This is a genomic window from Pseudomonas syringae (assembly GCF_021606685.1).
GTDB classification, from domain to species: Bacteria; Pseudomonadota; Gammaproteobacteria; order Pseudomonadales; family Pseudomonadaceae; genus Aquipseudomonas; species Aquipseudomonas syringae_R.
On record NZ_WKCB01000100.1, the window covers coordinates 1 to 18,560 of the forward strand.

An 18,560-nucleotide genomic window follows, 5' to 3' on the forward strand; every position below is an offset into this window, starting at 1 on the left:
CGCCAAGGCGCAAGGCGGCGCTGATGGCGGCCGTGCGATTGTCCACCGACAGCTTGGCGAATACGTGCTTGAGATGGAATTTGACGGTGTTCTCCGAGATATCCAGCGCCTGGGCAATCGTCTTGTTCGGCTGGCCGTTGGCGAGCAGGGCCAGGATCTGGGTTTCCTTGGCGCTGAAGGGCAGCCGTGCGCGCACCGGATGGGCGCGCCAGCCGCGTAGCCGGGTCAGCAGCGCGGCCTGGCCCGGGAAGGTTTCCGGGCACGCTTCAAGGGCGGGCAGCAGGCACGGGCCGACTTCCAGCAGCAGGCCCGGCAGGGCCTGGGGTGAAACCTGCGTGAGGGTCGCCGCCAGCACCGCCGGCTCGACCCTGAGTTGGCCTTTGCTGTAGGCCGCCAGACCGAGCAATTGCAGGCGCCAACTGGGCAGCATCAAGCCTCTGTCCCGCAACCGTGTGCCGGCCTGTTGCAGGCGATTCAAGGCGGCGGCCGAATGCCCCGTGGTCAGCTCCAGCCTTGCCAGCGCAAGGGTTGCCGCCTCGTGGTTGCGCCAATCGTCGAGGTTGGCTGCCACGCGCTCAAGGCCTGCGACGTCGGCCGCCTGGCGCGCCTGGGCGGACGAACCGCATTGCAGCAGCAGGTCGACGCGCCAGGCCTTGACCAGTTGGTTCAGCCGTTGCCATTGGCGTGCCGTCGCCAGTTCGTCGACCTGTTCCAGCTCGCGCAGGGCCGCGTGCAAGCCCTGATTACGCAGGGCTGTGCGCCATGCCACTTCGGCGGTGACCGCGGCGATATCCAGCCAGCCATCGGTATGCTCGATGGAGGCCCAGCCGTCTCGCACCCAGGGCGTGGTGTCGGTCCAGGCGCCTTGCCAATACAGATGCTGCGCCTTGAGGCAGCCCACCAGCGCCTTCATCGAGCTTTCACAGCCAAACCGAGCGAGGGTAATCGCCAGGGTTTCATCGACCATTCGACTTGCGTGATCAATATGGCCGGACAGGGCGAGTGCCTGTGCCTCGTGCACGCGGCAGTAGTTTTCGCCACGTGGGCTGTCGATCGAACGCATCTTGATATGCGCGCCACGCACTTTATTCAGCGCCAGGGCCAGGTCGCCACGGGCAATCGCATTCAACGCCTGCACGCACGCTAGCGTTGCCAGGGCCATCACCTCGTCGCCCTGCAACTGCTGGGGGTCGAAGGCTGGCGCATCGCACGCCTCAAAGCGGTCCACATAAGCATTCGCCAAGGTCTGGATAACATGGAAGTCGCGGGTGAGGCGCCTGTCACCGTGGATGAGGCCCTGGGCCAGTTGCAGCAGGTGGTCGGCCATGGCGTGGTCGCCGAGCTTGGCATGCAGATACGCCTGCAACAGCAACAGGTCGGGTTCACGGCGTCGGGTCGGCTCGTCGAATTGTCGCAGCAGGCTCTGGGTGTAGCGGATGCCGTGGTGCAGCACCGTTTCCCAGCCGCCGGCACGCACCACCAGGTCGGTGGCCAGGCGTGTATCCCCGGCACGCAGGGCATGGCTGACAGCCTGCGCCCAGTCTTTTTCCTGCGCCAGCCACTGCGCGGCGGCGCGATGGATACGCCGGGCGTTTGAGGTGTCGATGCGCGTCATCAGGAAGTCGCGCAGCAGGCGGTGGTGACGGAACCACTTGCGACCGCTGTCCAGCGGCACCAACAGGGCGTCGAGGTGGCGCAATTGTGCGAGCAGTTGCGCGGTATCGCCGCACCCGCGTACGGCATCGGCGAAGCGTGCGTCGAACCGCTCCAGCAAGGCTGTGTCGAGCAGAAAGGCCTGGCAGTCCGGCGGCAGCCGCTCCACCACTTGTTCGGTCAGATAAGCGGCCATATCAGTGACGCGCCCGGAGAACTCCTTGAGGTCATGCAACGACCCGCTGCCGCTGCTGCGCCACAGTCGGGCCAGTTGGACGGCGACCACCCAGCCTTCCGTTGTGTCGTGCAGGTGTTGCAGGTCTTCGTCTGAAAGCTCGGGGCCGAGTATGCCGCGCGTTTCGTGCACGCAGAGGGTCAGGTCCTGTGCCGACACTTCGTGCACCCACCCCAGGGTTTTCCAGCGTGCCAGTGGCCACCTGGGGCGCGCACGACTGGCCACGACCCACTGCAGCCAGGGAGCGGCCTGTTCCAGCAGCGCTTGAACCAACTGGTCCACGGGCTCGTTGGGCGTACTGGAGTAATCATCCAGTAAGAGGGTGACGGGGCGGTTTTCCCGGGCCAGGGCGTGCAGCAGCGCGGTGAGGGTGCGCTGGGGTTGAGGGTCCAGCGATTGCGACTCGGCCAATTGGCGCAGAGGCCCGAGGTCGAGGCCGGCATGGTCAAGTGCCAGGATCAGGTAGGCGAGGAAGCGGTTGGGCTCTTCATCGGCCTTGTCCAGGGAGAGCCAGGCCACGGTCGCTGCGGGGGAGGCTTGCAGCAGTTCGTGGCGCCATTGCATCAGCAGGGTGGTCTTGCCGTAGCCGGGCGGCGCGACCACCAACACCAGGGGGCCTTGGATCCGGGTATTCAACGAGGCCAGCAGGTGCTGGCGAGGCAGAGACATCATCAAGGTCAGCGGTGGCGTCAGCTTGCCGATACTGCGCCAGCTGTGGGGCTGGGTCTGGAGTAAATCGTGCGAGGGGGCGTGAGTCACGGCGGCGAGTACCGAGGCAGAGGAACCCAAGGCTTTATCAGCTAATGCCGGGTCATGCTGAGCCGTTGAGTTACGGGATGTTTGGTCGCTGCGGGGCATATCGCCTGCCATAAGGTCACTGAGGCGTTGGCCTTAGTCTCATCACATAGGTGCAGAGCAGCTTATGGTCCCCTTCCTACTCCCCTTGCAGGAGTTTTCCGAAACTTCCCGAGTGTGCATTTTGCAGCGCGAAAGCGCCCGACGCCGCACGCGCAGCTGACATCGAAAGCGGCGCTTCAGCCTTCAGCAGAAGAGTTGAGCTACCGACAGCAGGCAAATCAGTTGGACAATCACTTGTGCTCGAATGGGATGCTTCATCGCCGCCGACCTCCTGTACAGCTGCTGGTTGTGAGAGTGCCATGGGTGAGCGGCAAGGCCGCGCCAGAGCGTTTCAGGCACACGCAGCGGCCTGGATTTCCATACGCACAGGCCACTGTCATTTTCAGTATAGGTCTTGAAGTGGATTCTTCGCGAATGCCCGTTTGAAACTGCCCGGCGGGCGCCCCTGACAACTATCTGCCTGGGCCCATTGCACTTTTTTTCATTTCTCCAATCTATCTTTGTCGCAGCCCCGCCGATCCCCCGCGTGGGCAACAGAATCAGACTGGGTGCCGATGGATCGCACGTTACTTGTATTCAACCCTCGAGGCCTGTGTCGGCCACTGGTGCTGGCCGCCATGCTGATGCTCTGTGCTGGCGGTTGTACCCAGCAACAGGGGCGCGACATCGCCAAGCAGTTCAGCAACGGCAAGCCCGATGAGTTCTTCCAGACCAGTGTCGATCGCATGGCGACCCTGGGCATGCGCGACAACCTGCAGAGCCTGTACCTGCTGATGAACAAGCTCTACCTGCGCAACCCCAACCAATGGCGTCAGTCGGGCTACCCGGATGCGATAACCGCCGCGCGCGAGATTCGCCAGGCGATCGAACAGCGCCGATCCCTGCCTGCCCTGGGCGATCGTCGTGACCTGGCGGCCCTGAGTTATTCCTTGAGCCCGGAGTTCAAGGGCGACCGTGTCGGCGCATTCATCTATGCCATCGGCAGCATGCTGGTGACGGCCCACGGTGGGCGTACCGAGTTCTACATGACCGACTCGATCGACCCGCAGTTCGTCAGCAATGCCGCGCGCAATATCGAAAAGGCCACGTGGCTGCTCAGCAAACGCCAGGACGCGAATGGCGTGTTGCTGCTGTTTTCCAACGAAATTTCGGAGGAGGGCAGCAACCTCAGTTTCGCCGTCGAGTTCGGCAAGATCGTCGCGCGCCTCGACCTGCTGACCCAGATGCTCGATGAGCGCTATCGGCGTATCGGGCTCAATTACGCGCAAAGCCTGCTGCTGATGAATTTCCTGCCGGTGCAGTAGCGCTGCCGATCCCGGTTGGTCGGTACGCGGTTTCGGTTTCGCGTGTAGGAAACGGCCTATCCTGCATTCCGATGCTTGAAACACCCCCCTGTGCGCAATAGCCTCGGCCTTTTCCGGAAAAGTGAGGCCTGACCTTGGGTAAGCGAAAAACGCTGTGGCCGACAGACCGCGAAATACGCCTGCGCTTTATCCTCTTCGCGGTAATCGATGCGGCGAGCGCCCAGGCGGTTGCTGCCGAGCTGCTACTGCCCGCGCACAAACTGCTGCGCGAATCGCCGACCGAGGCGCAGTTGCTGGTGGCTCTGCATGAAATTCTTGCTGCTGATGAAATGTATGGGTTCAGGTTTCCTCCAGGCTCGGAGGCGGAAGAGCTGATGCGTGCGCTGGAACAGCCTGGCTGATAGCCGCCTTCGTTAGACCGATTATTTCCTTACGGTTGGATGCCATTCCACAATCGAATATCCATGACGTCACTGGGTTGCACACAGCAGACGGGAGGGGTGCAGTAACGACGGTAAAACCGCTATAACAGCCGGCAAGGCTGTTTTGATCGACTAAGCTTGGTTGCGAACATCCATTCCTGCTGCTGTGTCGCCGTCTTGCGCGGCGGCCTGGCGTCTCTAGAATCGGCGCCAGAACTTAGCCATTTCCTGTCGATTACGGAGTTTCGAACATGATGAATGCAATGCAGATGCCGATGAACACCTCGATGCCAATGATGCCGATGATGGGCATGCCGATGATGATGGCCACCATGAAATGCGAAATGGCCGGCGACGCCATGATGTGCACCATGAAGCCGGCCGCTGGTATGGACATGGCTCAGTTCAAGACCAACGCCGAAATGATGTCGATGATGATGAACTGCGGCATGCCGATGATGATGCAGTGCGCCAACATGTCGATGATGTGCATGTCGGCTGACGCCATGGCCATGATGTCGGGCATGAACATGCAGATGATGCCGATGATGGGCATGCAGATGCCGATGATGAAATGCGTGATGGAATGCACGATGCAGGCTGACGGCATGCAGTGCAAAATGATGCCGATGCCAGGCATGAGCATGGCCATGATGACCAACTGCTGCATGCTCATGAACAAACTGATGAACGACTGCGCCATGCCCATGATGATGAGCTGCAACGGCATGCCGATGATGTGCTGCACCTGCTGACAGGTCGCGCACCCGCAAAAACGCCCCGATCATTCGGGGCGTTTTTTTTCGCGCGAATTAATCCAGCCGTTCGGGGTAGGTGATTACCAGGAAAGCCACCGCCTCGCTGTCCGCCGGGTTGCGGTAGCGGTGGGGCTGGTCGGCGTAGAACAGGATCGAATCACCGGTGGAAAGCAGGTAGCGTTCCTCGTTGACGCTGACTTCCAGTACACCTTGGGCCACCACCAGGTTTTCCTGGATACCCGGGCCGTGGCCTGCGGAGACTTCCTCGCCCAAGGCGCGCAGGCGGATCTCGTAGAATTCGGATTGGCGTGCCGTGTCGTAGGGGAATAACGCGCGGCTGATAAACGCACCATCGGCACTCACCAGGCGCTTGCTCTGGTGTGCCGGCAACACCTCCACCCCTTCAAATGCGCGGTCCTCCAGGAACGCTGCGACCGACACCTTCAAGCCCTTGGCAATTTTGCACAGCACTTTGATCGACGGCACGCTGCGCCCGGATTCGATCTGCGCGAGCATCGCGCGGCTCACGCCGCAGGCGCGCGCCAGGCCATCGAGTGACAAGTGCCGTTTGCTGCGCAGGCGTTGCAGGTTGTGCGCGACGCACAGGCTGATCACGTCGTCGTCGGTGGTTGGCTTGGGCAAAGGTTCGGGTGGTTCAGGCAGCACGTGAAGGAAGTTCATCGGCCTTACGCCCGGCGAGTATCGCTGGACGCAGCCGCCTGTGCGGTAAATACCGCAAGCCCGGCACGCGCGGCGTACATCGCCCACATCAACTCGGCCGCTGCTCGCGCCTGACGGCGTTTGCGGTGGAGCGTGAAGTCGATGACGGTGGCGGATGTTTGCATGGGGGCAGTCTCGTGGGGCGTGGATGACTCAGTGGCTCCACAGTAATGCGTGTCGGTTATTTCTTTAAATACTGAGTTTGCATGTGGTAATTCGATTTCGGACTTAGCAATAAATCCACTCCCACCCTGTTGTGGCCAAGCGCTGATCCGTTAATAAGGCGTGACCTGGCGGGTGCGCCTGTCTTCCCATCACTGTTCGTGCGCCAGCCCAGCCTGGTGTGCCCCCGAATTCCAAGGACCCGCCCCATGCTGCTGCGTCAACCTCCGTTCCTGTTTGCTGCCCTGACTTTAAGCTCGCTGGTACACGCCGAAGGCCTGCAATTGGCCCCGGTAGAAGTCACCAGCAGCGAGGCCAGCGCCGGTGAAGTGGCCCAGGCGCAGCTCAAGAGCGTGCCCGGCGCCACCAATTACATCGACATGGACAGCGTGCAGCAGGGCCGCGTGAGCAGCAACGAAGACGTGTTCAAGTACCAGGCCGGGGTGTACGCCAAGGCCGCGAATAATGAAGGCGTGAAGCTGTCCATTCGTGGCTCGGGCCTGAACCGCAGCCCCGGTTCCCATGGCTCGGGGCTGTATGAGATGTTCGATGGCCTGCCACTGACTGGACCAGGCGGCACGCCCTACGAACTCAAGGACCCGCTGTGGCTGAGCCGCGTCGAGGTGCTGCGCGGCGCCAACGGTTTTGATCAGGGCGCGCTGGCTCTGGGCGGCGCGGTCAACTACGTGACCCGCACCGGCTATGACGCGCCAAAGTTGCAGTTGCGCTATGAAGCGGGCAGCCGTGGCTATGCGCAGCGCGAAATCAGTTCGGGTCAGGTGCTGGGCGATGCCGACTACTACATCAGCCTCACCGACTCCGAATCCGACGGCTACCAGCGCCAGAGTGCGGCCACGGGCAAGGGCGTTGCCGCGAACTTTGGTTACCGCTTCACCCCGGACCTGGAAACCCGTTTTTACTTCCGTTACCGAGAAACCACCAACGACACCCCCGGCAAGCTCACCCGCGCGCAGATCAGCCACGACCCGCGTGCCGCCAACAGCCTCAACGCCGCCCGCGACTCCAAGCGCCTGCAACCGGGCTCTACCTGGATCGCCAACAAAACCACGCTGCAGTTGGACGACAGCTCGCGCCTTGAAGTCGGGTTGGCCTATCACGATTACCCGATGGACCTGCGCGAAGGCACCAACCGTCTCAAGGTCGCCTACACCGACATCAGCAGCACCCTGAATTACATCCGCCAGGACACACTGTTCGGCCATGACAGCAAAACCACCCTTGGCCTGCGCACCACTCAGGCGATGCCCAACAACGGTGGGGCCGAATACGTGCGCATTCCCGCAGGCAACACGGCCAGCTACGCACCGGGCACCAAGACCCGTGACTACAGCTACCTCGGCTCCGACACCGTGCTGCATATCGGTAACGACCTGGAACTGGTGCCGGACCTGTGGCTGACCACTGGCCTGGCCGCGATTTACACGCGCCGCGAAACCCAGGTCAGCTACCCCGAGGGCCAGGCGCCGCTTAGCCAGCACGATTGGGATTACGCGCCGCGCGTCGGCCTGCGCTATGACTTCAACCCGCAATTGCAGGTGTACGGCAACCTGAGCCGCTCGGTCGAACCGCCGCATGCGTGGTCGATGATCTGGGGTTCCAACAAGTACTTCGGCCCAGGCAGCGGCCCGGCTACGGGCTTGCAGCGAGAAGGAGTGAGCCTGAAAAACCAGACCGCCACCACCCTGGAAATCGGCGGCCGGGGCGAGGCGTGGCTCGGCCAGTGGGACCTGGCGCTGTACCGCTCCGAGGTGCGCCACGAACTGCTCAGCGTGGAAACCCAGGCGCAGACCTCGACCAGCAATGCCATCATCGCCGAATCCAACGCCAGCCCCACCGTGCACCAAGGTGTCGAACTGAGCCTGCTCAGCCCGCTATGGGACGGCGGCCGCAGCGGCAAGCTCGACGTGCGCCAGGCCTACACCTTCAGCGATTTCCACTACCGCGACGACGACCGTTTCGGCGATAACACCTTGCCGGGCATCCCCAAGCACTATTACCAGGCGCAACTGCGCTACAGCCTTCCGACGGGTTTCTACACCAGCCTCAACACTGAGTATTCATCGAGGCTGGCGGTGGACTACGCCAATTCCTACTACGCCGCGTCCTACACCACCCTGGGCGCAACCTTCGGCTACAACGCGCCCAAGCAGGACTGGCAAGCCTGGGTCGACCTGCGCAACCTCACCAACCGGCGTTACGCCAACACCGTCACCCCCGGCTACGACGACAAAGGCCTGGATATGGCGCGCTCCACGCCAGCAGATGGCCGTGGCGTCTACACCGGCGTGTCGTGGAGCTGGCGCTGAGAGAACGCACGCTTCCAGGCGCAGCAATACAAATGTGGGAGGGGGCTTGCCCCCGACAGCGGTGGTTCAGTTAAAGAATTATGTGCTGACACTCCGCCATCGGGGGCAAGCCCCCTCCCACATGTGCACTGGGGTGCTTTCAGAGAATGGGAACCCTTGCCCCTGCGTGGATTTACTGGCATTGTTTGCGCAATTGGTAATATTTCCCATTTGAGATACTTTTGCGCATGCATGACATTCCGGCCGCGCTGGGCGATTCAGTGCGTCAGCAGACCCTTACGGCGATGTACAGCGAGCACCACGGCTGGTTGCATGGCTGGCTGCGCAAAAAGCTCGGTTGCTCCCAGCATGCCGCCGATCTGGCCCACGACGCCTTTATCCGCGTGCTGATGCTGGCCGAGCCGCAAAATATCAAAGAACCCCGGGCCTTCCTGGCGACCACGGCAGGGCGCCTGTTGATCGATGGCGCCCGGCGTCGGCGCATCGAAAAAGCCTACATGGAAGCCTTGGTGATCCAGTGCGAAGACGCCGGCATGCCCGACCCGGCCGCCATCCATGTGGCCCTGCAAGCCCTGGAGCGCATCGCCGAAATGCTTGCCGGGCTGCCGACCAAGGCCCGCGAAGCGTTCCTGTTGAGCCGCCTCGACGGGCTGACCTACAGCGAAATCGCCACCCGCCTGGACGTGTCTTCCAGCAGCGTCAAAAACTATATTTCCAGCGCATTGGTGCACTGCTACCACAGCCTGCACGCGGCAGACCCGCTGTCGTGAATTCCGAGCAGATCATCCAGCAAGCCGCAAATTGGCTGACGCGCCTGCACGACGAAGACGTCAGCGACGCCGAGCGCCGTGCCTTCAACGCCTGGTGCGAGGCCGACCCGCGTCATGCCGTGGCCATCGAGCGCATGCGTTCGCTGTGGGGCAGCCTGGATACCTTGCCCGCGCAACCTGCACGGGTTGCCCTGAACCGCGCGTTTGCCCCGCAGCGCTCGCGCACAGCCCCGGTAGTCGGTGTACTCGGCGTATTGCTGTGCGGCTGGCTGGGCCTTGAGCACCTGCCGGTGTGGATGGCCGACCAGCGCACCAGCGTCGGCGAGCGCCGCCAGATCGCCCTCGACGATGGCAGCCAGTTGCAGCTCAACAGCAACTCGGCGGTCGACGTTAAATTCGACGGCCAGCAGCGCGTCATCGAGCTGCTCCAGGGCGAGCTGTGGGTTGACGTGGCCAAGGACGCGCAACGGCCGTTCGTGGTCCGCACCGACCAAGGCACGGCGACGGCGCTGGGCACACGGTACCTGGTCAAGCGCGCGCCGGACGGGACAACCGTGGTCACCGTGATCGAGTCCACCGTGGCCGTCAAAGGTGACGCTGACGCGGGTGTCAACGTGACGGCGGGCCAACGCGCCATTCTCGACCACGGCCACGCCACGCCGGCCCAGGCGATTGGCAATGCGGACCCGGATGCCTGGACGCGCGGCCTGCTCAAGGTCGACGACCAACCCCTGAGCGAGGTGCTGCAAACCCTGGCCAGCTACCGCCACGGCCTGGTGCGCTTCGACCCCCAGGCCCTGCAGAACCTGCGCGTTTCCGGTGTGTTCAAACTCGATGACACGGCGGCGGCGCTGTCGGCCCTGGCGGATAACCTGCCGATCCAGGTGGAGTACTTCACCGACTTGCTGGTGGTGGTCAAGCCGCGCTAGGTCTCGTGCTGGCGCAGGCGCTTGTACAGGGTGTTGCGGCTGACCCCCAACTCCCGCGCCAGGTGCGAAATATTCCCGCCGGCTGCTTTCAGGCGCTGGGTCAGGTCGATGTTGTCGTCCAGATACTCGCTGGCGGGCAAGGGTGGCGCCACGTTCAGATCCACGAAGAAATCATCCGGCAGATGCTCTGCTCGGATCGGCTGTTCTTCGGCCATCGCCAGCGCCACTTGCAACACGCTGCTGACCTGGCGCAGGTTGCCCGGCCACGGGTGCTGCGCGAACAGCGCGAGCACCTCGGGGCTGAGCCCGGCCCATTGGCTCGGTTCGCGGTGCTGCTGCCACAGCTGCTGGAACAGTGCCTGCTTGTCACTGCGCTCGCGCAACGGCGGTAACTCCAGGGTCAGGCCGCCGATGCGGTAGTACAAGTCCTCACGAAAGCGCCCGGCCTGCACCAGCTCGCGCAGGGCGCGGTTGGTGGCCGAGATGATGCGCAGATCCACCGGGAACACGTCGCTGCTGCCTACGGGTTGCACGCAACGTTCCTGCAATACCCGCAACAGGCGCGCTTGAGTCGGCAGCGGCATATCGCCGATTTCATCGAGAAACAGCGTGCCTTTGTCGGCTTTGCGGATCAGGCCGATGCTGCCTTTTTGATTGGCGCCGGTGAACGCGCCTTTTTCGTAGCCGAACAGTTCCGATTCCACCAGCTCGGCCGGAATCGCCGCACAGTTCACCGCGATAAAGGCCTGGTGGCTGCGCGAGCTGGCCTGGTGCAGGGCTTTGACGAACACCTCCTTGCCCACCCCGGTTTCACCGTGAATCAGCAGCGGGATGTCCTTTTCCAGCAGGCGTTCGGCCTGGCGCACGGCTTTTTCCACGCGAGCATCGCCAAAGTGCAGAGTTTTCAGCCCGATCGCCGTCGGTTTTGGCGCGACCGGCTCGCTGAACACGCGGGCCTGCACCGGCATTTGCTTGGGCCGTTTCAGCAAGCACTGGAAGCGATTGCGTCCCGCCGCCTGCAGCGAAAACGGCAAGCCTTCCGGCTGGTTGAGCAGCTCCAGCAGCGACACCTTGAACAAACTGTCGATCATCACCCGCGACAAACTGATGCCCAGCAGGTTGTCGGCCCGACGGTTGGCCGAGAGCACCTGGCCGCTCTCATCGAAAATCAGCAGCCCGGCCCATTGGCTGTCGAGGTTGCTCAGGCCGGTGTTGAAGGTCAGCTGGAAGTGTTCGCCGCGAAACAGGTTGAGGATCAGCCGGTTTTCCACGGTCTGGCTCATCATCTTGACCATGCCCAGGGTGTGGGAGGGCGGCAGGTAGCTGTCGCTGGACACATCCAGCACCGCGATGATCTCGCGCTGGGCATCGAAAATCGGCGCCGCCGAGCCGGTCATGAAGCGGTTGGCCTTGAGAAAGTGTTCGTCATGCTCGATGTGCACCGCCTGCGCACAGGCCAGCGCGGTGCCGATGGCATTGGTGCCGCTGGCACGTTCCATCCAGCTGGCGCCGGCGCTGAAGCCACGGGCCAGCGTGGGCTCGATAAATCGCTGGGTACCCCATGTGGTCAGCACCTGGCCCTGGTTGTCGGCCAGCATGATCAGACAGTTGGAATTGCTCAGGATGTTTTCGTAGTAGGGCAGTACTTCCTGATGGGTGGTCTGCACCAGCGAATGCTGGCTCTCCAGCAGTTGGCTGATGCCCTCGGCAGGCAGTTGGTCGAAGCTGGGCGTGCTCTGGTGGTCCAGGCCGAAGGCGCGGCAACGGCGCCAGGATTCCTGGATAAGGGTGTCGTGAGCCAGTGGTTCGGCCATGGGGTGACCTGCGTTTTTATTGTTATTGGGTCTTGCACAATCTACCTGAAGAAACCGGTTCAACATGTGGGAGCGGGCTTGCTCGCGAATGCGGTGGACCAGTCGACATGGGTATTGACTGCCCCGGCGCATTCGCGAGCAAGCCCGCTCCCACATTTGCCCTGTGTTGAGCATGAGAGTGTTGTTCAGAACTGTTCATTGTCAACCCCCGGATTGTTCAGTTGTTCAGTCCGATTGTTCACTCCCGAACATCAGCTTTACCCCATTTCCTTGTGGATCAAGTACCTACCGTTTTGGCACGAAACTCGCTCTGTCGACTGGCCAGATTCATTCCAATAATAAAAAGGTCGTGTCATGTCATTGACCCTGGAAAATGTCTCCCGCGTTGTCGAAGGCCAAACCTGGATCGACGATGCCACCCTGCGTTTCGAAGCCGGTTCCTTCAACGTGTTGCTCGGCCGTACACTCTCCGGCAAGACCAGCCTGATGCGCCTCATGGCCGGTCTGGACAAGCCCGACAGCGGCCGCATCCTGATGAACGGCGTGGATGTCACCCACAAACCGGTGCGCCTGCGCAACGTGTCGATGGTGTATCAGCAGTTCATCAACTACCCGACCATGACCGTGTTCGAGAACATCGCCTCGCCGTTGCGCCAGGCCGGTGTGTCCAACGAGGTGATCCAGAGCAAGGTGCTGGAAACCGCCAGGATGCTGCGCATCGAGAAGTTCCTGCAGCGCCACCCGCTGGAGCTGTCCGGTGGCCAGCAGCAGCGCACGGCCATGGCGCGGGCGCTGGTGAAAGACGCTGAATTGATCCTGTTCGATGAGCCACTGGTAAACCTGGACTACAAACTGCGCGAAGAGCTGCGTCAGGAAATGCGCGAGCTGTTCAAGGCGCGCCATACCATCGCCATTTACGCCACCACTGAGCCCAACGAGGCCCTGGCCCTGGGCGGCACCACCACCATCCTCCATGAAGGCCGGGTGATCCAGAGCGGCAAGGCCGCCGAGGTGTATCACCAGCCGCAGACGGTGCTGGCTGCCGAGCTGTTTTCCGAGCCGCCGATCAACCTGATGCCGGGGCGTATCAGTGGCAACGAAGTGAGCTTCGCCAACTTTGTGCACTTCCCGCTGAACGTCGACTTGCGCCCGATTGGCGAAGGCGAATTCCGCTTTGGCGTGCGTCCCAGCCATATCAGCCTGGTGCCGAGCAACGACGATGACCTGGAGCTGGCGGTCACGGTGGAAGTCGCTGAAATCAGCGGCTCGGAAACCTTTCTGCATGTGCGCAGCGAGCACTTCCTGCTGGTGCTGCACCTGCCGGGGGTGCACGAGTACGACGTCGATGCGCCGATTCGCGTGTACATCCCTACCCATAAACTGTTTGTGTTCGATGGTCAGGGACGGTTGGTCCAGGCCCCCGGGCGCCGTGTCGCGAGGGTTGCCTGATGGCCGAGATCCATTTGCAGAACCTGGCGCACAGCTACAGCCCTACGCCGAGCGGCCCTGAAGACTACGCGATTCGGGAAATGAACCACGTGTGGGAGCAGGGCGGTGCCTACGCCTTGCTCGGGCCTTCCGGCTGCGGCAAGTCGACCTTGCTCAATATCATCTCCGGTCTGCTCAGCCCGTCCGAGGGCCAGGTGCTGTTCGACAGCAAAGTGGTGAATGACCTCACACCGGAAAAACGCAACATCGCCCAGGTGTTCCAGTTCCCGGTGGTGTACGACACCATGACGGTGTTCGACAACCTGGCGTTCCCGCTGCGTAACCAGGGCATGGCCGAAGCGAAAATTCACAGCAAAGTGCAGGAAATTGCCGAGGTTCTTGACCTGCAAAACCTGCTGAGCAAAAAGGCGCGCAACCTCACTGCCGATGAAAAACAAAAAGTCTCCATGGGCCGTGGCCTGGTGCGTGATGACGTGTCGGCGATTTTGTTCGATGAGCCGCTGACGGTGATCGACCCGCACCTCAAGTGGAAGCTGCGGCGCAAGCTCAAGCAGATCCACGAGCAGTTCAATATCACCATGGTCTACGTCACCCACGACCAGCTTGAGGCCTCGACCTTCGCCGACAAAATCGCGGTGATGTACGGCGGGCAGATCGTGCAGTTCGGTACGCCGCGTGAGTTGTTCGAGCGGCCGAGCCATACGTTTGTCGGCTATTTCATCGGCAGCCCTGGGATGAATCTGATCGAGGTGCAGGCCGAGGCGGGCGGTGTGCGGTTTGCCGGCACCCACCTGCCATTGTCCGAGGCGCTGCAGCAACGCATTGCCAGTACCGATTACAAGAAATTGCAGGTGGGCATCCGCCCGGAATTTATCCACGTATGGGACGAGTACAACCCTGACGCTTTGCAAGCTGATGTCACACACCTCGAAGACCTCGGCACCTACAAGATCATGACCCTCAACCTCGACGGCGCCCCACTGAAAATACGCCTGGCCGAAGACAAGCCGGTGCCCGAGGGCAAGGCCTGTATCAGCTTCCCCGCGCAGTGGCTGATGGTCTACGCCGACGATTACCTGCTGGAGGTGCTGCCATGAACAAGGTGCAGAACAACAAAGCCTGGTGGCTGGTGTTGCCGGTGTTTCTGCTGGTGGCGTTCAGCGCGGTGATCCCGATGATGACCGTGGTCAACTACTCGGTGCAGGATATTTTCGACCAGTCCAGCCGCTATTTCGTCGGCGCCGACTGGTACAAGCAAGTGCTGCTCGACCCGCGTCTGCACGACTCGCTGCTGCGCCAGTTCATCTACTCGGCCTGCGTGCTGCTGATCGAAATCCCTCTGGGTATCGCCATCGCGCTGACCATGCCGACCAAGGGCCGCTGGTCGTCGTTGGTGCTGATCGTGCTGGCGATTCCGCTGCTGATTCCGTGGAACGTGGTGGGCACCATCTGGCAGATTTTCGGCCGCGCCGATATCGGCCTGCTGGGCTACAGCCTTAACGCATTGGGCATCAGCTACAACTACGCGGCCAACACCATGGACGCCTGGGTCACGGTGCTGGTGATGGACGTGTGGCACTGGACCTCACTGGTGGCGCTGCTGTGCTACTCCGGCCTGCGGGCTATCCCGGATGTGTACTACCAGGCCGCGCGGATTGATCGCGCATCGGCCTGGGCGGTGTTCCGACATATCCAGTTGCCCAAGATGAAAAGCGTGCTGCTGATTGCAGTGATGCTGCGCTTTATGGACAGCTTCATGATCTACACCGAGCCCTTCGTACTGACCGGCGGCGGGCCGGGTAACGCCACCACGTTCCTCAGTCAGACCCTGACCCAGATGGCCGTAGGCCAATTCGACCTGGGCCCGGCGGCCGCGTTTTCGCTGGTGTACTTCCTGATCATCCTGTTGGTGTCCTGGCTGTTCTACACCGCCATGACCCACTCCGACGCCAACCGCTGAGGCCGCCAACATGAGCAAGCGCAAGGTTATTCCGCTGCTGATCTACATCCTGTTCCTGCTGGTGCCGATCTACTGGCTGCTGAACATGTCCTTCAAGAGCAACACCGAAATCCTCGGCGGGCTGACGCTGTTTCCGCAGGATTTCACCCTGGCCAACTACAAGGTGATCTTCACCGACCCGAGCTGGTACACCGGTTACCTCAACTCGCTGTACTACGTGAGCCTGAACACGGTGATCTCCCTGAGCGTGGCGCTGCCGGCGGCCTACGCGTTTTCGCGCTACCGTTTCCTCGGCGACAAGCACCTGTTCTTCTGGCTGCTGACCAACCGCATGGCGCCACCGGCGGTGTTTCTGCTGCCGTTTTTTCAGCTGTACTCATCCATCGGCCTGTTTGACACGCACATCGCCGTGGCCCTGGCGCACTGCTTGTTCAACGTGCCGCTGGCGGTGTGGATCCTAGAGGGTTTCATGTCCGGGGTGCCCAAGGAGATCGACGAAACCGCCTACATCGATGGCTATAGTTTTCCCAAGTTCTTCGTGAAGATTTTTATCCCGCTGATCGGCTCCGGCATCGGTGTAACGGCGTTTTTCTGCTTCATGTTCTCCTGGGTCGAGCTGTTGCTGGCGCGCACGCTCACCTCGGTCAACGCCAAGCCGATTGCGGCGGTGATGACGCGCACGGTGTCGGCATCGGGTATCGATTGGGGCGTACTGGCGGCGGCGGGGGTGTTGACTATCCTCCCAGGCATGCTGGTGATCTGGTTTGTTCGCAACCATGTGGCCAAGGGCTTTGCCCTCGGCCGGGTCTGAGGAATCGATGATGGAATGGATGGCCTGGACTACCCCCACCGCCCTGTTCTTTGGCGGCATCGCGCTGATTCTGGCGGGCATGACCACCTGGGAACTGCGTTCGCCGAGCATCCCGCGGCGTGGCTTTTTACCGATCAGCACCACCCGTGGTGATCGTTTGTTTATCGGTCTTCTCGGCAGCGCCTACCTGCATTTGCTGGTCATCGGCGTTACCGACTGGAGCATCTGGGTGGCGTCCGCGTTGTCCCTGGTATGGCTGTTGAGTGTGATGCGTTGGGGCTAGTGCCCTTGTGAACAAACAATCAGGAGGTCTCTATGTTGAATAAAAACAATAAGCTGCGACATAGCATTTCATTGGCCGCCGTATTGGCCCTCAGCGGTTTGAGCGCCTCGGCGTGGGCCGATGCATATGAAGATGCCGCAAAAAAATGGATCGGCAGCGAGTTCAAACCATCCACCCTCACGGCCGACCAGCAGCTTGAAGAACTCAAGTGGTTTATCAAGGCATCGGAGCCGTTCCGTGGGATGAAGATCAACGTGGTGTCGGAAACCCTCACCACCCACGAGTACGAGTCCAAGGTGCTGGCCAAGGCCTTCAGCGAAATCACCGGGATCAAGCTGACTCACGACCTGCTGCAGGAAGGCGACGTGGTGGAAAAGCTGCAAACCCAGATGCAGTCCGATAAGAACATCTATGACGGCTGGGTCAACGATTCCGACTTGATCGGTACGCACTTTCGCTATGGCAAGACCGAATCCATTACCGACCTGATGGCCAATGAAGGCAAGGACTTCACCTCGCCGACCCTGGATATCAAGGACTTTATCGGTATCTCCTTCACCACCGCGCCGGACGGCAAGATCTACCAGTTGCCCGACCAGCAGTTCGCCAACCTCTACTGGTTCCGCGCCGACTGGTTCGAGCGCCCGGAGCTGAAAGCCAAGTTCAAGGAAAAATACGGCTATGACCTCGGCGTGCCGGTGAACTGGTCGGCCTATGAGGACATCGCCAAGTTCTTCAGTGAAGACGTCAAGGAAATCGACGGGAAGCGCATCTACGGGCACATGGACTACGGCAAGAAAGACCCGTCCCTGGGCTGGCGCTTCACCGATGCCTGGTTCTCCATGGCCGGCGGTGGCGACAAAGGCTTGCCCAACGGCTTGCCGGTGGACGAGTGGGGGATTCGCGTGGAGGACTGCCACCCGGTGGGCTCCAGCGTCACCCGTGGCGGCGACACCAACGGCCCGGCGGCCGTGTTCGCCACCCAGAAATACGTGGACTGGATGAAAGCCTACGCGCCACCGGAAGCGGCGGGCATGACCTTCTCCGAATCCGGCCCGGTGCCGTCCCAAGGCAACATCGCCCAGCAGATCTTCTGGTACACCGCGTTTACCGCCGACATGGTCAAGCCGGGCCTGCCCGTGGTGAATGCCGACGGCACGCCAAAATGGCGCATGGCGCCGTCGCCGGTTGGGCCGTACTGGGAAAAGGGCATGAAGAAGGGCTATCAGGACGTAGGCTCCTGGACCTTCCTCAAGTCGACGCCTGAGAAACAGAAGCTCGCGGCCTGGCTGTACGCGCAGTTCGTGACGTCGAAAACCGTGTCGCTGAAGAAAACCATCGTCGGCCTGACGCCGATTCGTGAGTCGGATATCAACTCACAGGCCATGACCGACATGGCGCCCAAACTCGGTGGCTTGGTGGAGTTCTATCGCAGCCCGGCGCGCACCGAATGGTCGCCAACCGGCACCAACGTGCCGGACTACCCACGCCTGGCGCAACTGTGGTGGAGCAACATTGCCGCCGCCGCCAGCGGCGAAAAAACCCCGCAGCAGGCGCTGGACAACCTGGCCAAGGAGCAGGACGCGATCATGACGCGCCTGGAACGCTCTAAGGTGCAACCGGTGTGCGGCCCGAAAATGAACCCCGAGCGTGACGCGCAATACTGGTTCGACCAGCCTGGCGCGCCTAAGCCTAAGTTGGCCAACGAGAAGCCCAAAGGCGAAACCGTGGGCTACAACGACTTGCTCAAACAGTGGGAGGCCGCGCGTAAATAATCGCGTTGAGTTGGCAAATACAGAACGGCACGCCAGCGTGCCGTTCTGCTTTTGTGGCGAGCGGGCTTGCCCGCGTTGGGGCGCGAAGCGGCCCCAATACCCACCGACACACCGCATTCAGCGCTACCGGGGCCGCTGCGCAGCCCAACGCGGGCAAGCCCGCTCGCCACAGGGGGTGTGGATTTAGCCCTGGAACGTCGGCTACAACGACCTGCTCCAGCAGTGATAGGCAGCACGTAAATAACCGCGTACTGCTTTTGTGGCGAGCGGGCTTGCCCGCGTTGGGGGGCGGAGCGGGGCCCCCCACCCACCGCACCCCCACCTACGCGC

General features: G+C 61.8%; 16 protein-coding genes. 12 read left to right on the forward strand and 4 right to left on the reverse strand.

The features are described from left to right. Positions 1 to 2,677 (reverse strand): LuxR C-terminal-related transcriptional regulator (locus GIW02_RS24545; RefSeq protein ID WP_236422137.1); only part of this gene is annotated, 2,677 nt, incomplete at its 3' end. A 623-nt stretch (positions 2,678 to 3,300) separates the two neighbouring features. Here GIW02_RS24545 and GIW02_RS24550 point away from each other — a divergent pair. The 3 genes from GIW02_RS24550 (at position 3,301) to GIW02_RS24560 (ending at position 5,227) form a co-directional block, all read left to right on the forward strand. Then, positions 3,301 to 4,050 carry a hypothetical protein gene (locus GIW02_RS24550; RefSeq protein WP_236418499.1) on the forward strand — a complete coding sequence of 250 codons (750 nt, stop codon included), beginning with the start codon at positions 3,301 to 3,303 and terminating at the stop codon, positions 4,048 to 4,050. 134 nt (positions 4,051 to 4,184) lie between these two features. Then, positions 4,185 to 4,451: a hypothetical protein gene (locus GIW02_RS24555; RefSeq protein ID WP_236418500.1), complete on the forward strand. Its 267-nt coding sequence runs from the start codon at positions 4,185 to 4,187 to the stop codon at positions 4,449 to 4,451. A gap of 272 nt (positions 4,452 to 4,723) precedes the next feature. Then, positions 4,724 to 5,227: a hypothetical protein gene (locus GIW02_RS24560; protein ID WP_236418501.1), complete on the forward strand. Its 504-nt coding sequence runs from the start codon at positions 4,724 to 4,726 to the stop codon at positions 5,225 to 5,227. 57 nt (positions 5,228 to 5,284) lie between these two features. On the opposite strand, the gene GIW02_RS24565 is transcribed toward GIW02_RS24560, so the two are convergent. Next, positions 5,285 to 5,911: an XRE family transcriptional regulator gene (locus GIW02_RS24565; RefSeq protein ID WP_236418503.1), complete on the reverse strand. Its 627-nt coding sequence runs from the start codon at positions 5,909 to 5,911 to the stop codon at positions 5,285 to 5,287. A gap of 5 nt (positions 5,912 to 5,916) precedes the next feature. Continuing rightward, positions 5,917 to 6,075 carry a hypothetical protein gene (locus GIW02_RS24570; protein ID WP_236418504.1) on the reverse strand — a complete coding sequence of 53 codons (159 nt, stop codon included), beginning with the start codon at positions 6,073 to 6,075 and terminating at the stop codon, positions 5,917 to 5,919. 246 nt (positions 6,076 to 6,321) lie between these two features. Between GIW02_RS24570 and GIW02_RS24575 the strand changes: the two genes are divergently transcribed. From GIW02_RS24575 to GIW02_RS24585, 3 genes are all read left to right on the forward strand, one after another. Then, entirely contained in the window at positions 6,322 to 8,439 is a 2,118-nt protein-coding gene (locus tag GIW02_RS24575; protein ID WP_236418506.1) for a TonB-dependent receptor domain-containing protein, read from the forward strand. A gap of 227 nt (positions 8,440 to 8,666) precedes the next feature. After that, positions 8,667 to 9,209, forward strand: a complete 543-nt coding sequence (locus GIW02_RS24580; RefSeq protein ID WP_236418507.1) for a sigma-70 family RNA polymerase sigma factor — start codon at positions 8,667 to 8,669, stop codon at positions 9,207 to 9,209. Further along, positions 9,206 to 10,138: a FecR family protein gene (locus tag GIW02_RS24585; RefSeq protein WP_236418508.1), complete on the forward strand. Its 933-nt coding sequence runs from the start codon at positions 9,206 to 9,208 to the stop codon at positions 10,136 to 10,138. The genes GIW02_RS24580 and GIW02_RS24585 overlap by 4 nt, the downstream gene beginning before the upstream one ends. Here the strand turns inward: GIW02_RS24585 and GIW02_RS24590 are convergent. Then, positions 10,135 to 11,952, reverse strand: coding sequence for a sigma-54-dependent Fis family transcriptional regulator (locus tag GIW02_RS24590; RefSeq protein WP_236422139.1), 1,818 nt, complete (start codon positions 11,950 to 11,952; stop codon positions 10,135 to 10,137). The two genes, GIW02_RS24585 and GIW02_RS24590, sit on opposite strands and share 4 nt — an antisense overlap. Before the next feature lie 354 nt (positions 11,953 to 12,306). Between GIW02_RS24590 and GIW02_RS24595 the strand changes: the two genes are divergently transcribed. From GIW02_RS24595 to GIW02_RS24620, 6 genes are read left to right on the forward strand one after another with little or no spacing between them, the layout of a single operon-like run. Beyond that, the gene (locus GIW02_RS24595; RefSeq protein WP_116629720.1) at positions 12,307 to 13,401 is read left to right on the forward strand and encodes an ABC transporter ATP-binding protein; all 1,095 of its coding nucleotides are present in this window, start codon (positions 12,307 to 12,309) and stop codon (positions 13,399 to 13,401) included. Next, the gene (locus GIW02_RS24600; protein WP_236418107.1) at positions 13,401 to 14,498 is read left to right on the forward strand and encodes an ABC transporter ATP-binding protein; all 1,098 of its coding nucleotides are present in this window, start codon (positions 13,401 to 13,403) and stop codon (positions 14,496 to 14,498) included. Before GIW02_RS24595 ends, GIW02_RS24600 begins: the two co-directional genes overlap by 1 nt. Next, entirely contained in the window at positions 14,495 to 15,361 is an 867-nt protein-coding gene (locus GIW02_RS24605; RefSeq protein ID WP_017527241.1) for a carbohydrate ABC transporter permease, read from the forward strand. The genes GIW02_RS24600 and GIW02_RS24605 overlap by 4 nt, the downstream gene beginning before the upstream one ends. 10 nt (positions 15,362 to 15,371) lie before the next feature. Continuing rightward, positions 15,372 to 16,172 (forward strand): carbohydrate ABC transporter permease, encoded by an 801-nt coding sequence (locus GIW02_RS24610; protein WP_003174634.1) that lies wholly within the window; start codon positions 15,372 to 15,374, stop codon positions 16,170 to 16,172. 10 nt (positions 16,173 to 16,182) lie between these two features. Further along, positions 16,183 to 16,455, forward strand: coding sequence for a DUF2160 domain-containing protein (locus GIW02_RS24615; protein WP_003232363.1), 273 nt, complete (start codon positions 16,183 to 16,185; stop codon positions 16,453 to 16,455). Between the two features lie 32 nt (positions 16,456 to 16,487). After that, on the forward strand, positions 16,488 to 18,230 hold the full coding sequence (locus GIW02_RS24620) for an ABC transporter substrate-binding protein (protein WP_236418106.1): 1,743 nt from the start codon (positions 16,488 to 16,490) through the stop codon (positions 18,228 to 18,230). Positions 18,231 to 18,560 lie beyond the last annotated feature (330 nt).

Coding starts and splice junctions, on each gene's coding strand:
- GIW02_RS24600 (WP_236418107.1), top strand. CDS start 13,401: ATGGCCGAGATCCATTTGCAGAACCTGGCGCACAGCTACAGCCCTACG.
- GIW02_RS24565 (WP_236418503.1), bottom strand. CDS start 5,911: ATGAACTTCCTTCACGTGCTGCCTGAACCACCCGAACCTTTGCCCAAG.
- GIW02_RS24575 (WP_236418506.1), top strand. CDS start 6,322: ATGCTGCTGCGTCAACCTCCGTTCCTGTTTGCTGCCCTGACTTTAAGC.
- GIW02_RS24610 (WP_003174634.1), top strand. CDS start 15,372: ATGAGCAAGCGCAAGGTTATTCCGCTGCTGATCTACATCCTGTTCCTG.
- GIW02_RS24605 (WP_017527241.1), top strand. CDS start 14,495: ATGAACAAGGTGCAGAACAACAAAGCCTGGTGGCTGGTGTTGCCGGTG.
- GIW02_RS24580 (WP_236418507.1), top strand. CDS start 8,667: ATGCATGACATTCCGGCCGCGCTGGGCGATTCAGTGCGTCAGCAGACC.
- GIW02_RS24570 (WP_236418504.1), bottom strand. CDS start 6,075: ATGCAAACATCCGCCACCGTCATCGACTTCACGCTCCACCGCAAACGC.
- GIW02_RS24595 (WP_116629720.1), top strand. CDS start 12,307: ATGTCATTGACCCTGGAAAATGTCTCCCGCGTTGTCGAAGGCCAAACC.
- GIW02_RS24550 (WP_236418499.1), top strand. CDS start 3,301: ATGGATCGCACGTTACTTGTATTCAACCCTCGAGGCCTGTGTCGGCCA.
- GIW02_RS24590 (WP_236422139.1), bottom strand. CDS start 11,952: ATGGCCGAACCACTGGCTCACGACACCCTTATCCAGGAATCCTGGCGC.
- GIW02_RS24615 (WP_003232363.1), top strand. CDS start 16,183: ATGGAATGGATGGCCTGGACTACCCCCACCGCCCTGTTCTTTGGCGGC.
- GIW02_RS24620 (WP_236418106.1), top strand. CDS start 16,488: ATGTTGAATAAAAACAATAAGCTGCGACATAGCATTTCATTGGCCGCC.
- GIW02_RS24560 (WP_236418501.1), top strand. CDS start 4,724: ATGATGAATGCAATGCAGATGCCGATGAACACCTCGATGCCAATGATG.